The 12,913-nt window shown below is 63.8% G+C and carries 13 protein-coding genes; 3 read left to right on the top strand and 10 right to left on the bottom strand.

Annotated elements, in window-relative coordinates:
- Positions 1-249: 249 nt before the first annotated feature.
- The gene (locus tag AC1RMG_RS15825; protein WP_015636833.1) at positions 250-1,284 is read left to right on the top strand and encodes an alpha/beta fold hydrolase; all 1,035 of its coding nucleotides are present in this window, start codon (positions 250-252) and stop codon (positions 1,282-1,284) included.
- Between the two features lie 71 nt (positions 1,285-1,355).
- Here the strand turns inward: AC1RMG_RS15825 and AC1RMG_RS15820 are convergent, their stop codons facing one another.
- The 6 genes from AC1RMG_RS15820 to AC1RMG_RS15795 are packed head-to-tail and all read right to left on the bottom strand — an operon-like array spanning position 1,356 to position 8,599.
- Complete coding sequence (locus AC1RMG_RS15820; RefSeq protein ID WP_015636832.1) at positions 1,356-2,753, bottom strand: sigma-54-dependent transcriptional regulator; 1,398 nt, start codon at positions 2,751-2,753, stop codon at positions 1,356-1,358.
- Positions 2,743-4,515, bottom strand: a complete 1,773-nt coding sequence (locus AC1RMG_RS15815; RefSeq protein WP_011063141.1) for a sensor histidine kinase — start codon at positions 4,513-4,515, stop codon at positions 2,743-2,745. The genes AC1RMG_RS15820 and AC1RMG_RS15815 overlap by 11 nt, the downstream gene beginning before the upstream one ends.
- Complete coding sequence (locus AC1RMG_RS15810; protein WP_015636831.1) at positions 4,512-5,639, bottom strand: GNAT family N-acetyltransferase; 1,128 nt, start codon at positions 5,637-5,639, stop codon at positions 4,512-4,514. Before AC1RMG_RS15810 ends, AC1RMG_RS15815 begins: the two co-directional genes overlap by 4 nt.
- A gap of 14 nt (positions 5,640-5,653) precedes the next feature.
- Positions 5,654-6,520: an alpha/beta hydrolase gene (locus AC1RMG_RS15805; RefSeq protein WP_011063139.1), complete on the bottom strand. Its 867-nt coding sequence runs from the start codon at positions 6,518-6,520 to the stop codon at positions 5,654-5,656.
- Entirely contained in the window at positions 6,517-7,911 is a 1,395-nt protein-coding gene (locus AC1RMG_RS15800) for an aspartate aminotransferase family protein (RefSeq protein ID WP_011063138.1), read from the bottom strand. Before AC1RMG_RS15800 ends, AC1RMG_RS15805 begins: the two co-directional genes overlap by 4 nt.
- Positions 7,904-8,599, bottom strand: a complete 696-nt coding sequence (locus AC1RMG_RS15795; RefSeq protein WP_011063137.1) for an HAD-IB family phosphatase — start codon at positions 8,597-8,599, stop codon at positions 7,904-7,906. The genes AC1RMG_RS15800 and AC1RMG_RS15795 overlap by 8 nt, the downstream gene beginning before the upstream one ends.
- 229 nt (positions 8,600-8,828) lie before the next feature.
- On the opposite strand from AC1RMG_RS15795, the gene AC1RMG_RS15790 reads away from it, so the two are divergent.
- Both AC1RMG_RS15790 and AC1RMG_RS15785 read left to right on the top strand, forming a co-directional pair.
- A complete protein-coding gene (locus AC1RMG_RS15790) occupies positions 8,829-9,599 on the top strand; it encodes a MipA/OmpV family protein (protein WP_493169590.1) in 771 nt (256 codons plus the stop codon).
- Between the two features lie 102 nt (positions 9,600-9,701).
- Positions 9,702-10,568 carry a fatty acid desaturase family protein gene (locus AC1RMG_RS15785; protein ID WP_493169588.1) on the top strand — a complete coding sequence of 289 codons (867 nt, stop codon included), beginning with the start codon at positions 9,702-9,704 and terminating at the stop codon, positions 10,566-10,568.
- 106 nt (positions 10,569-10,674) lie between these two features.
- Here the strand turns inward: AC1RMG_RS15785 and AC1RMG_RS15780 are convergent, their stop codons facing one another.
- From AC1RMG_RS15780 to AC1RMG_RS15765, 4 genes are all read right to left on the bottom strand, one after another.
- Positions 10,675-11,076: a DMT family transporter gene (locus AC1RMG_RS15780; protein WP_011063134.1), complete on the bottom strand. Its 402-nt coding sequence runs from the start codon at positions 11,074-11,076 to the stop codon at positions 10,675-10,677.
- A gap of 31 nt (positions 11,077-11,107) precedes the next feature.
- Positions 11,108-11,482 (bottom strand): DMT family transporter, encoded by a 375-nt coding sequence (locus tag AC1RMG_RS15775; protein ID WP_011063133.1) that lies wholly within the window; start codon positions 11,480-11,482, stop codon positions 11,108-11,110.
- On the bottom strand, positions 11,479-12,399 hold the full coding sequence (locus AC1RMG_RS15770) for an arginase family protein (protein ID WP_011063132.1): 921 nt from the start codon (positions 12,397-12,399) through the stop codon (positions 11,479-11,481). The genes AC1RMG_RS15775 and AC1RMG_RS15770 overlap by 4 nt, the downstream gene beginning before the upstream one ends.
- A 167-nt stretch (positions 12,400-12,566) precedes the next feature.
- On the bottom strand, positions 12,567-12,896 hold the full coding sequence (locus AC1RMG_RS15765) for a GlpM family protein (protein WP_169892259.1): 330 nt from the start codon (positions 12,894-12,896) through the stop codon (positions 12,567-12,569).
- Positions 12,897-12,913 lie beyond the last annotated feature (17 nt).

The raw sequence follows: 12,913 nt of genomic DNA, 5'->3' as shown, positions 1-12,913 counted from the left end.
GTTGAGTTTGTCTCATGTTGACGGGCCTGTCGACCATCCCGCGTTCATCGATTCGCGGGCATCTTTGTCGATACGGGCGACAGCGCCTGTGTGTTGTGCACCGGGTGCCGGGGGCAAGCGCCGACCCTTGCCGCGGAAAAAGTACCGCTGGGGCAATCTTCATCAAATTGTCACGCAACTGTGGCAGCGCGAATCATCCAGGTTCATCAGACTCGCGCTCCACTGGGGTTCTGCGTTTCGGTGTTTTTCATGCGGGTACGATTTCTTTCGACTGTTCTACTCTTGGCCGGGCTGTTGCTCGGCCCGCTGTGTTTTGCGGCCGCGCGCTGCGATGTCAATGTCCCGACCCAACGGGTCGACCTGCCGCAGGTGAGCCTGGCCTACCAGAGCATTGGGCGCACCTCCGACCCGGCGTTGCTTCTGGTCATGGGCCTGGGCGGGCAACTGATCCACTGGCCGGATGAGGTGGTGGTGGCCCTGTGTCAGCAAGGGTTTCGGGTGATCCGCTACGACAATCGCGATGTCGGCCTGTCCACCTGGCGCCAGGCCCCGGCCAGCGCCAACCTGACCTTCGAAGTGCTGCGCTACAAGCTGGGCCTGCCGGTGGCGGCGCCCTACACCCTGACCGACATGGCCGATGACGCCCTTGGCCTGATGGACGCCCTGCATATCGAGCAATTCCACGTGCTGGGGGCGAGCATGGGCGGGATGATCGCCCAGCATCTGGCAGCCATGGAGCCGCGGCGGGTCGAGAGCCTGACGCTGATCATGACCAGTTCCGGGGCCGAAGGTTTGCCGGCGCCGAACGCGGCGCTGGTGCAACTGCTCTCGCGGCGCAATGCACCAAGCCGGGAAGCGGCGCTGGAGCAGCAGGCCGACCTGCTGGCGGCCCTGGGCAGCCCGAAGGTCAGCGATGACCGCCAGGTCCTCTTGCAACAGGCGGCGGTGGCCTATGACCGGGCGTTCAACCCGGAAGGGGTCAAGCGCCAGATCATGGCGATTCTTGCCGAGCCGAGCCGGGTGGCATTGCTCAAGCAACTGCGGGTGCCGACCCTGGTGGTGCATGGCACCGCCGACCCGTTGCTGCCGGTGATGCACGGCGTGCACCTGGCGGCGCAGATCCAGGGCAGCCAGTTGAAGTTGATTCCGGGGCTGGCCCACCGGTTCCAGGAAGCCTTCAAGGCGCCGCTGCTGGCGGCGGTGCTGCCATACCTGCAAACCCACCGGGAAGACACTTCCCACTGGGCGCAGATCGAGCCGCTCGATAGCAGCAACATCCTCTAGGGCAGCGCGGCAAGCCGGCTCTTGCGGTTGGGTGCAGGAGCCGGCTTGCCGGCGAATGAAGCGCCGCGGTTTCAGCGAACGATCTTGTCCACCTGGATGCCGAGTTTCTTCAGCCGGTACCAGAAGCTGCGCTCGGAAATGCCGATCAACTGCGCCGCTGCCGCCTGGACACCGTTGCTCTGTTGCAGGGCGGCGAGAATGTAGGCTTTTTCCACTTCCGCCAGGGCCGCTTCCAGGTCGCTGGGCACTTGCGGGCCGACACTGATGGCTGCGCTGCTCTCTGTGCCCTGCGCCTGGGGGCCGAACAGATACCCTGGCAGGTCCTTTTCTTCGATGACCTGGCCGCTGGCGACGATGGTGGCCCGCTCCACGCAGTTCTGCAGTTCGCGGATATTCCCCGGCCAGGCGTAGCTGGCCATGGCCTGCAGGGCTTCGGGGCTGAAGCCGCTGATGCGCTTGCCGGCGGTGGCACCCAGGCTGTGGGCAAAGTGCCGGGCCAGCAGGGCGATGTCCTCGACCCGTTCGCGCAGTGCCGGCAAGGGGATCGGGAATACATTCAGGCGGTAGTACAGGTCTTCGCGAAATTCCTTGTTGGCCACCGCTTCCAGCAGGTTCTTGTTGGTGGCGGCGATCACCCGCACATCCACCTTGCGCTCCCGTGGATCGCCCACCGGCTCGATCACCCGCTCCTGCAGGGCACGCAGGATCTTGGCCTGCAGGGCCAGGGGCATGTCGCCGACTTCGTCGAGGAACAGGGTGCCCTTGTCGGCTTGCTGGAAACGTCCGACCCGGTCCGCCACGGCGCCGGTGAAGGCGCCCTTGCGGTGGCCGAACATCTCGCTTTCCAGCAGGCCCTCGGGAATGGCCGCACAATTGACCGCGACAAAGGGCTTGTCGGCCCGGTTGCCGTGCTTGTGGATGGCCCGGGCGACCATTTCCTTGCCGGTGCCGCTTTCCCCGGTCAGGAGGATGGTGGCGTTGCTTTCGCGCACCGAATCCACGGCTTGCAGCACCCGACGGAAGGCCGGGCTGTCGCCCACCAGGCTGTCGATCTGCTGATGCTCTGCGAGCTCGGCGCGCATGCGCTGGTTGTCTTTGAGGATGTCGCGAAACTGCAGGGCCTTGCTGACGGTGATGTCCAGTTCGTCGATGTCGAAGGGTTTGGCGATGTAGTCGTAGGCGCCGTTGCGCATGGACTGCACGGCATTCTTCACCGTGCTGTAGGCGGTCATCACGATCACCGGCAACTGCGGGTAGCGCTGCTTGATTTCCCCCAGCAACTGCGGCCCGTCCATGCCGGGCATGCGCCAGTCGCTGATCACCAGGTCGATGTCTTCCTGCTCCAGCACCTTGAGCGCGTGCAGGCCGTTGCCTGCGGTAAATACCTGGATGCCGTTCTGGCTCAGGGCCGAGGACAGCAGGTCGCAGAGTTTCGGCTCGTCATCGACCACCAGCAGGTTATGCGTCATCACTGTCCTCGTCGTCTTCTTCACCGTTGGCCGGAATGTACAGGCTGAAGGTGGCGCCAGCATCTTTTTCGCTGGTGCACTCGATATGGCCGTCATGGCTTTCCATGATCGAGAAGACTTTAGCCAAACCCAGGCCGGTGCCCGAGGCCTTGGTGGTGACGAATGGGGTGAAGATGCGTTCCAGCATGTCCGGCTCGATGCCCTGGCCGGTGTCGCTGACGCTGATGATGGTTTCGTCGTCGCGCTGGGAAATGCCCAGGGTCAGGCGGCCGCCGTCGGGCATGGCGTCGATGGCGTTGAGAATCAGGTTGAGGCAGGCCTGCTTGAGTTGCCGGGCATCGGCGTGGAGGGTCGCGCCGGGGGCCTGGTCGTCGATCCGCGCGTCGATGTTGTGGGTGGCCAGTTCCGGGGTGCAGAAGCCCAGCAGTTCCTCCACCAGCGGGCGGGCCAGCTGGGTGGCGCGTATCGGCGCGCTGGGCTTGGCGAAATCGAGGAATTCGGTGATCAGGTCGTTGATCCGGCTGACCTCGCTGATCACGTATTCCAGGTGGCGCTTGTCGTTTTCCGGCAGGTTGGCCCGGCGGTGCAGCAACTGCGTGGCGGTCTTGATGATGCCCAGCGGGTTGCGGATCTCGTGGGCCAGGCCCATGGCCACTTCGCCCAGGGCATGCAGGCGGTCGCGGCGGCGCAACTGGGCTTCCAGGTGCTGCAGTTCCCCCAGGCGCTCGGTCATGTGGTTGAAGGTGCTGCTCAGCTCCGCCAGTTCGTCGCCGCCGATCACCGGCACCCGTTGGCGGTAGTCGCCGGCGATCACCGCCTGCACGCCCTTGGACAGGCCCCGCAGCGGTCGGGTCAGGCGCTGGGAAACCAGCCAGCCGACGCACAGCGAGGCTGCCGAGCTGAGCAGGAAGATCAGGATGAACAGGTTGCTCTGGTTGACCAGGCCCACCAGGCTGCTATGGCGAAGCAGGCCGCTGAAGATCACCCCCACCAGGTCGCCGCTGTCGTTGAAGATCGGCCGGTACAGGCCGCTGTAGCGGCTGGTGAACTGCTCGGTGGGCTGGCGGGTGGCGCGCAGGATGTCTTCGATCTTGTGCGGCACCTGGGGCGGGTGGTCCTCGAAGCGCTGGGTGGCGAAGATTTCCGAGAAGTCATCGGCCTTGGCCAGGTACAGGCGCAGGTCCAGGGAATGCACGTCGGCCACGCTGGTGAGGAAGCTGGCGTCCAGGTAGGTGGCGATCAGCAACTGGTAGTCGACCCCGTCGAGCTGGGTCTGGAACGTCGAGACTACCGCCCCGGTGGCCACGCCGCCGACCTGGATGGTCTGCAGCACGGCATTGGAGGCGGTACTGATCTGCCCCACCACGTCATCGGCGGCAGTGGTGAACACCACCTTGTGATCGTTCTTGCGGATCAGCGCCACCACGTCGATGCCCATGGAATCGGCGATGTCGGCGGTGAGCTTGTCATGCTTGGCCGCATTGCGGTCCGTGGGCGGGCGCGTATAGCGCAGGAACAGCTGGGCGATCCGCGCGTTGTCATGGAGGATTTCGGTGATCTCGTCCTCGACGATCTTGGTGGACTCCTGCAGCCAGATCCGCACGTTGCTGTCGAAGATTTCCGACAGGGTAGTGGCCGCCAGTTCCGCGGCGATCATGGTGGGAATCACACTGACCAGCCAGAACGCCAGCACCAGCTTGCGTTGCAGGCTCCAGCGGGAAATGGCGAAGGGGCGAGGAGGGCGACGATCTTTTCTGGTCATGTACTTTCGCTTATTGCAGCAGCCATGGCGGGGTCGGAGCGATCCGGGCGGACAAAGCGTTTTATCAGTTTGAGCAGGGCATTGAGCAAGGGATTGCGATGCCGGAAAAACAACATGTTACCGGTGAACTGGCAACCCAGGCGCAACTTGCTGGCATAACCGGCCTGGCCGCACTCGTACAGGGGAATGCGTTGCTGAATACAGTAGTCGACGTTGGCCAGCCAACTGCGGAAATACAGATTGTGCTCACGGGTGACACTGAGGTCGTGGGCAAAGAACTTGTCGATCAGCCGATGCTGGTCGATGAGCACCAGGTTGAAGGCCACCAGTTGCTCGTCGACCCAGTACAGGACACAGGCCGCGCGTTCCCCCAACTGCTCGAGGATGCCGGTGAAGTAGCCTGCCGGCAGGCGTTCGAACTGCAGGTCGCTACGATTCAGGGTGGCCTCGTAGAGGCGCATGATGTCCGGCAGCACGTCGTCGATCTGGCGTCGCCATTCTATGCGTGGCGCCGGTGTCCGGAGTTTGCGGCGCAGGTCCTTGCGGGTGGATTTGCCCAGGGTGCCCAGGTAGGCGTCGATCGAGGCAAAGGGCACCGGCAGCAGCGCCGTGGGCAGGCTCGGCATGGCTTGCAGGCCCGCGGCCAGGCAACTGGCAGCCCATTGCCGGTCGTTGCTCGGCGCATCCTTGACCGCCATCAGGCCGATGCCGAAGCTGTCGGCATCGCGTCGCGCCAGTTGCAGCAACTGCTCCAGCAGCTCCTGGCGGCGTTGCGCAGGCACATGGCTGGCGGTGCCGGCATTGCACTGTTCGGCCACCGGCGAGCCTATGGCGTACAGGCGCAGCTCCAGGGCCCCGGGCCACTGGCGTGCCAGGCGTTCGGTGAAGCGCTTGGCCAGCCCGGAGACCGTGGTATCAAGCCGGTACTGGGTGGTGAAGGCCGGCGCCACTGCCACCAGGGTCGAACCCTCGTAGAGCGCCAGGTAGCGCCAGCGAAAATCGGCGATCGCGGCTTTTTCCACGGCCAGGTAATAGTCCCAATCCTCCAGGGCCCCTGGGAAACAGTCATTCCAGGCGCTGCGATCGATGGCCTGGATGGTTGAAAAGGCTTGGGCGGTTATCACGTCTCTTCCTTAAGTCACGCCAGCTGTCGGTAGTCTTCGCGCACCGCAGGTGCCACCACTCGCTGCTGGATGAAATCTGCGCTCAGCTCGATCACCCGCTGGTACTGAAGGTCCACGGTGATCATGTGATAGCAGTTGTCGAGGAGGATCTTGGTCACCGGGCCGCCGAGCTTGCGCTCCACGTAGTCGGCGTTCCAGGTACTGGTGATGTCGTCTTCGCTGGAGTGCAGCACCAGGGCCGGGGTCAGGATCGACGGCATGCGTTTCTTGACCACGGCGTTCATCCGGTGCAATTCGCGCACCGTCACGCCCTCCATGGTCAGGAGCCCGGCATTGCTGCTTTCACCGGCTTTCATCTGCTTCTCGACGATGGCCCGCAGGCGTTCGTTCTTGATGCCGTAGGGTGGCTTTTCCTCGAAGCGGCAGATGTGCACGCCAAAGGGGATCTTCATCAGCAACGGGGTGAGGAAGGCCAGCTTGTTGATGCTCCAGCCGTCGTACTTCAGGGTGGTGGAGTACATCAGCAGGCCGCTGATCCGTCCCGGATGCTCGGAGGCCAGGTACATGGACATCACCGCACCCATGGACAGGCCACCCACGAACACCTGCTCGTGGCGCTGCTCTACATCGGCGAAGGTCTTGCGCACGCCCTCGTACCAGTCCTGCCAGCCGGTGGCCTGCAGATCGCTGTTGTCCCCGCAGTGCCCGGGCAGGGTCGGTACGTACACCGTGCACGTACCGTCCTTGGCCAGGCCCTGGGCCACCCGACGGAGTTCCGTCGGGGTGCCGGTCAGGCCGTGGATCAACAAGACCCCGACCGGACCCGTGCCGAGAACGAAGCCGGCGCTGCCTTCGCCCAGATCGATCTCAGCCTTGCTCATCGCTTCATGGCCCGATCCAGCAGGCGATCCAGCAGTGCGATGCCCAGGTCGATTTCCGCGTAGCTGATTTCCAGCGACGGGGCCAGGGTGATGACGTTCTTGTAGTAGCCGCCCACATCGAGGATCAGGCCCAGGCGCTGGCCGTTGATTTCGATGTCGCCCTTCATGCCTTCCTCGACCATGTAGTCCAGGGTCGCCTTGTCCGGGGTGAAGCCGTCGGTGGTGCAGATCTCGCAGCGCAGGGCCAGGCCCAGGCCGTCGACGTCGCCGATGATCGGGTAGCGCTTCTGCAGGTCTTGAAGGCCGGCCAGGAAGTACTTGCCTTTCTCCATGACCATCGCGCCGTAGTCGATCTCGCTGGTCATCTTGAACATTTCCAGGCCCACGGCGGTGCCCAGCGGGTTGGAGGCGAAGGTGGAGTGGGTCGAACCTGGCGGGAACACGCCCGGGTTGATCAGCTCTTCACGGGCCCAGATGCCGCCCAGCGGGTTGAGGCCGTTGGTCAGCGCCTTGCCGAACACGATCACGTCCGGCTTGACGTCGAAGTGCTCGATCGACCACAGCTTGCCGGTGCGGTAGAAGCCCATCTGGATCTCGTCGACCACCATCAGGATGCCGTGCTGGTCGAGCACGTGCTTGAGCTCGCTGTAGAAGTTCATCGGCGGGATCACGTAGCCGCCGGTGCCCTGGATCGGCTCGACATAGAAGGCGGCATATTCGCTCTGGCCGACCTTCGGGTCCCAGACGCCGTTGTATTCGGTTTCGAACAGGCGGGCGAACTGCTGCACGCAGTGGCTGCCGTACTCTTCCTTGGTCATGCCTTTGGGGCCGCGGAAGTGGTACGGGAATGGAATGAACTGCGCACGCTCGCCGAAGTGGCCGTAGCGGCGGCGGTAGCGGTAGCTGGAGGTGATCGACGAAGCGCCCAGGGTACGGCCGTGGTAGCCGCCTTCGAAGGCGAACATCAGGCTCTTGCCGTTGGTGGCGTTACGCACCACTTTCAGCGAGTCCTCCACCGACTGCGAACCGCCGACGTTGAAGTGCACGCGGCCGTCGAGGCCGAACTTCTTCTTGGCGTCGACCGCGATCATTTCCGACAGCTCGATCTTGCCTTTGTGCAGGTATTGGCTGGCGATCTGCGGCAGGGTGTCGATCTGTTGCTTGAGGGCGTTGTTCAGGCGTGGGTTGGCGTAGCCGAAGTTCACCGCCGAGTACCACATCTGCAGGTCGAGGTAGGCCTGGTCGCTGGTGTCCCAGACGTAGGAGCCTTCGCAGCGGCTGAAGATGCGCGGTGGTTCGATGTAGTGAACGGTATCGCCGTAGGAGCAGTACTTGGCTTCTTTTTCCAGAAGGATCTGGTCTTCTGCGGTAGCGATGCGGATATCAGACATGGTGGAAGAGTTCCTGGGTTTCAAGAGAGAAGTTGGTCGCGTTGGCGGCGTTGTTCGGCAGCTTGGCCAGCAGCGCGGGCAGTTCGGCGAAGGAGTCGAACCGCGCATGGGGAATCTTGTTGCGTTCGCAGTAGTCGGCCAGGCGATCCTTGGCGAACACGAAGTCGGCGGTGGAAGCCACGCACATGTCCGACTGGCCGTCGCCGATCACCAGCACGCGCTTGCCCCGCGGGGTGGATTTGCACTTGCAGTTGCCGGAAGCGGCGCGGCAGGCGTCGCTGGCGTAGGGGAAGTCGATGCGCCAGCTGTTGTGGTCGACCTGGCGCAGGCGGTTGGCGAGGATCGGCAGCAGGGTCACGTAGTTGCGTGCCAGGATGCGGGCGATGCCCTGCTCGATGCCGTCGCTGACCACTTCGATGGAAGCGCCCAGGCCGATCACGTGATCGACGAAGTCGGGGAAGTCGGGGTCGATTTCGACACTGTCGAAGTAGCCCAGCAGTTCGGCGGGCGAAGCCTTGACCAGGGCCAGTTGGCGGCTGAGGCATTCTCGGGAGCCGATGTGACCGTCCAGCCATTCCTGCTCTATGCCTTCCCAGCTGGGGTCGGCGAAGCGTTGGAGAACGTTATCGATCACGTCGGCGCGGGAGATGGTCCCGTCGAAGTCACATACGATATGCCAGTGCATCATCTGCTGTTACCTGTTGAATAAGAGCGCTCTTTGCGCTTGTGGCAGGGGTAGAGCAGGGACTGTGCCAAGTGGCGAAAACCCAGCGGGGCTGGGGCCTTGGCGAGGAAGGAGGGGGATTTGTAGAGTTCTGGCTACAATTTTTGTAGGTCCCTACAAAGAACATCAGTGCTTGCGCCCAAGGGCCGCTCTGATGATTGATGCGCGCATGTTCAGACAAGGAAACTCATTCATGCCCAGGCTTTCATCCCCCGCCTTACTGGCCGGCCTGCTCTCCCTGACCCTCGCCAGTGGCGCCATGGCCGACTCCGGCATCACCGGTGAACTGGGCCTGGGCCTGGGCTACCAACCCCATGACCCCACAGGCAGCAGCTACGACACCGTGCCGCTGCCGTACATGGACCTGGATTGGGGAGATGTCAGCCTGAACGGTGACGATGGCCTGACCTGGGATGCCTTCAAGAGCAATGGCTTGAGCATCGGCCCCTACATCAATTACCTGCAGGGGCGTAATTCCGACGGTGCGCTGCGCGGCCTGCGGGATGTTCGCGACATGGCCGATATCGGCGCCTTCATCGAGTACGCCCCCGACGACTTCTGGCGGCTGTTCGCCGCCGTGGGCCAGGCGGTGGGCGGGGCCGGGGGCCAGGGCGGGGTGCTGGGCAAGGTCGGGGGTGAAATCGGCTACCCGCTGGGCCTGGGCATCATTGGCAGCAACAACCTGACCCTGCACTTCGCCGATGGCCGCCAGAGCCAGACCTTCTTCGGCGTCGACGCCAAGGAGTCCCTCGCTTCCGGCATTGGCCAGTACAACGCCAGCGGTGGCATGCAGAACTTCACCCTGAGCCAGAATTTCCACTTCCCCCTGGGGGGCAACTGGGCGCTGGTGGCCAGTGCCAGCTGGACGCGCCTGGTCAACTCCGCCGCCGACAGCACCATCGTCCGCGACAAGGGCGAGGTCAACCAGGGGCAGGTGCAGACCGCCATCAGCTACAAGTTCTGAGGGGCGCCGTCCAGGCCTGAGCACGGCCTGGGGCGGCTACAGCAAAAACTGGTCTGGCCTTTGCAATGGTCGCCATGAATTCAATTTCTCAGGAAGTTCTTCATGGCTCGACCTGCCTATCGTCTACTCGCCTATTCCCTCTGGGACCTGATCCCGATTGCCATGGCCCTGGCGCATTTCGCCTTTGTGCTGTGGTTGGTGCTGGATTTCCACGCCCTGTCCTGGTGGGTCATCCTGCCGGCGGCGCTGCTCTACGCAGTCAGCCTGTCGTGGAGCATCAACAGCATTTCCCATAACCAGATCCACAACGCCTATTTCACCCCCGGGTGGATGAACCGCGGCTTCGACCTGCTGCTGTCGGTGACCATAGGTTTTTCCCAGACCCTGTACCGCGACATCCACAACCGCCACCACCGGGGCAACTCCGATCTGCCGGACGCCAATGGCAAGACCGTCGACCCGCTCTCCATCTACCTGCATGGCAAGGATGGCCAGCCGGACAATCCCTGGGCCTACACCTTCCTGAGCTTTTTCCGCGACGACCCCAAGGAGATCTACCAGGAAATGCAGCGCAAGCGGCCTGATGATGCCCGTTGGGTAAAGGTGGAAATCGGCGTCACGGTCGCCTTCTACCTGGTTCTGGCGCTGTATGACTGGCATGCGGTGCTGGTGCTGCTGCCGTTCTGGTACCTGGGGCAGTCACTGTCGTCGCTCAATGGCTACTACGAGCACCTGGGGGGCAACCCGGACCTGCCGATCGCCTGGGGCGTGAGCTCCTACAGCCCGCTGTACAACCTGATCTGGATGAACAACGGCTACCACGCCGAGCATCACTACCGGCCGAAGATGCACTGGACCAAGGTCAAGGCTTTCCACCGCGAGATCCGCGAGCAGCAACGGGCTGCCGGGGTGAGAGTGATTCCGGTGTCCCACGGCCTGGGTTTCCTGGTGTCCCACCGCAAGGCCTAAACCCCGTGGCTGTAGGAGCTGGCTTGCCAGCGAAGGGGCCGGCAAGATCGCCTTCGCCGGCAAGCCGGCTCCTGCACAACGTCCCTTCGCTGTAGCAAAGAGGCCCTCAGGCCTCTTCACCCTCCGCCAAGAGGGCAATCCCGCCGATGATCACAAAGACCCCGACCCAGTGCAGCAGGCTGATCTGCTCGCCCAGGCCCAGCCACGAGCCCAGCAGCACCACCACGAATACCAGGGAGCTCAAGGGGAAGGCCAGGGACAGGCTGCTGCGCCGCAGGATCAGCATCCACACGAAAAACGCGCCGATATAGCAGGCAATCGCCATCAGCACCCCGGGGTTGACCGCGACCGCCGCCAGCCATTGCAGGTTGAAATCCATCTGGCCCAACTGGTCGCCGCCAACCTTGGTGGCGATCTGCCCGGCGCTCTCGAAGCCGATGAGCAGGGCCCAGAGCACGATGGTGCCCAGACGCTCGTGCAGCCAGCCGTGGGAGGTGTTCGAACTCATGAAACGTTTCCTTCTATTCGTTGAACAAGGCTCAGGTACTGGCCACGCACACCAGCATCACCCCGGCGGTGATCACCAGGGTGCCGAGCCAGCGACGGCGGCTGACGGTCTCGCCCAGCACCACCTTGCCCGCCAGTACCACGCCGCAATAGGCCAGGGCCGCCGCGGGGAACAGCAGGCTCAGGGGCGCCCGGGACAGGGCTTCGAGCCAGACGAAGAACTCGATGGCGTAGGCGCCGATGCCGCACCACAGCAAGGGCGCGTTGAACACCTGGCCCCAGAAAGCGTTCAGGCGAAAACCGCCTTCCAGCTCTGGCAGGCGGTCCAGGCCGAGTTTGAAACAGAGCTGGCCGACCACGTCCAGGACAATGGAAAAGGCCACCAGCAGAACAACGGTCAGGGTCACGGGAACAGCTCCTCGAACAGCGAGATCAGGGCTTCATTGGTCACCGAGTTGCGCAGCAGGTCGTCCTGGCTCCAGCGCTCGGCCGGAGGCTGGTCGGACTTGGCTTCCCAGCGTTTGAAGGCGTTGCTGAAGGCCGGCTGGGCGAACTCGCCGCAGACGTCGATGCCCAGGATCCGCTTGCGCGCGGCCAGGGTGCGCAGGGCCTGCAGCAGGTGGGTCAGGCGCATGCCGCCCTGGTCCCAGTTGGTGGCGGCGTCTTCGCTGGCCAGCACATCCTTGTCGATGGTGATCCAGATCGCCTCGGTGGGCAGGCTGTCGATCATCTGTTCGAGAAAGGCCTGCCAGTCCAGTTCCGCCAGGTTGCGCCAATGCAGGTGGTTTTCCTGCTGCTGGTGCCCGGCGCCGTCGCCGACCCGCCCCCAGACCTTGGACGGCGCGTGCTGCCAGGGGAACAGCTGCAGCTTGCCGTGCTTGAGGGCGGCGACGTTGCCGCCGCGCAGTTGTGGGTTGTGCAGGTCTTCGCTGCAGGGGCCAAGGGTGACGATGCGCTGGATGTGCGGCAGTTTCAGCGCCCGGTTGACCCAGGAGCCGCAATGCCGGCGCGGAGCCAGGCGCACCCAGTCCGGGTGGTTGTCGAAGTGGATCAGGCTCACCGGCTCTTGCAGGTCGCCGAGAAAGGCCGGGGTCAGGTGGTGATAGTCACCGGAGCCGACAAAGAAGATTTCCGGCTGCGGGCCGCTGTGGCGGGGCCGCTGGCGCAGGCGTTCGGTGAAGTGACGGTAGGTGCGCTCGGTGGACCACAGGCGCAGCTTGGGCCCCAGGTCCAGCAGGTCGAGACGCCGCGCCTGGCCGCTGTTCAGGCGTCGGATGATCGGCTCCTGGGCGGTCAGGCTGTGGTCGAGATCTAAGATATTCAAAGTGTTCTTTACCCATGGCAGCGCCCTCCAGAAAACTGCGTGATACCGCTCGAACGCAGGCTGGACGGGCTTTGCCGGGTAAATGCAAGGGTCGGGCCAGGGTGGCCGGCGACAGACCGCGGCACCGGCTTCGCGAGCAAGCTCGCTCCTACAGGAAGGGCGGGAGCTCAGGCGTGCAGGCGCACCCAGACGCTGACCAGGATCGTCGCGGCGATCAGCCAGGCCACGGCAGCCACTGCCAGGGAAGCTTCCAGGCGCAGGCGGTCGACCATCACATACAGGGTCGCTAGGTAGACGAAGTAGGGAATGATCGACCACATGCCGAACAGGATGGTGGTCTTCAGGTCATCGAGGGAGCGGCCCTTGCCGACGATGTAGTGGGCGATCAGGGCAAAGGTCGGGAACAGCGGCACCAGGCCGGCGATGTAGTAGTTCCGGGTCTTGGCCAGGGCCGCCAGAATCACCACCACCGCCGCGCCCAGGGCGGCCTTCAACAATAGATCCATGGTTACTC

The sequence above is a fragment of the Pseudomonas sp. GW822-FHT04H02 genome, assembly GCF_058800645.1.
The sequence above is the reverse complement of the archived record's forward strand: the minus strand, read 5'-3'. Positions and strand labels throughout refer to the sequence as shown.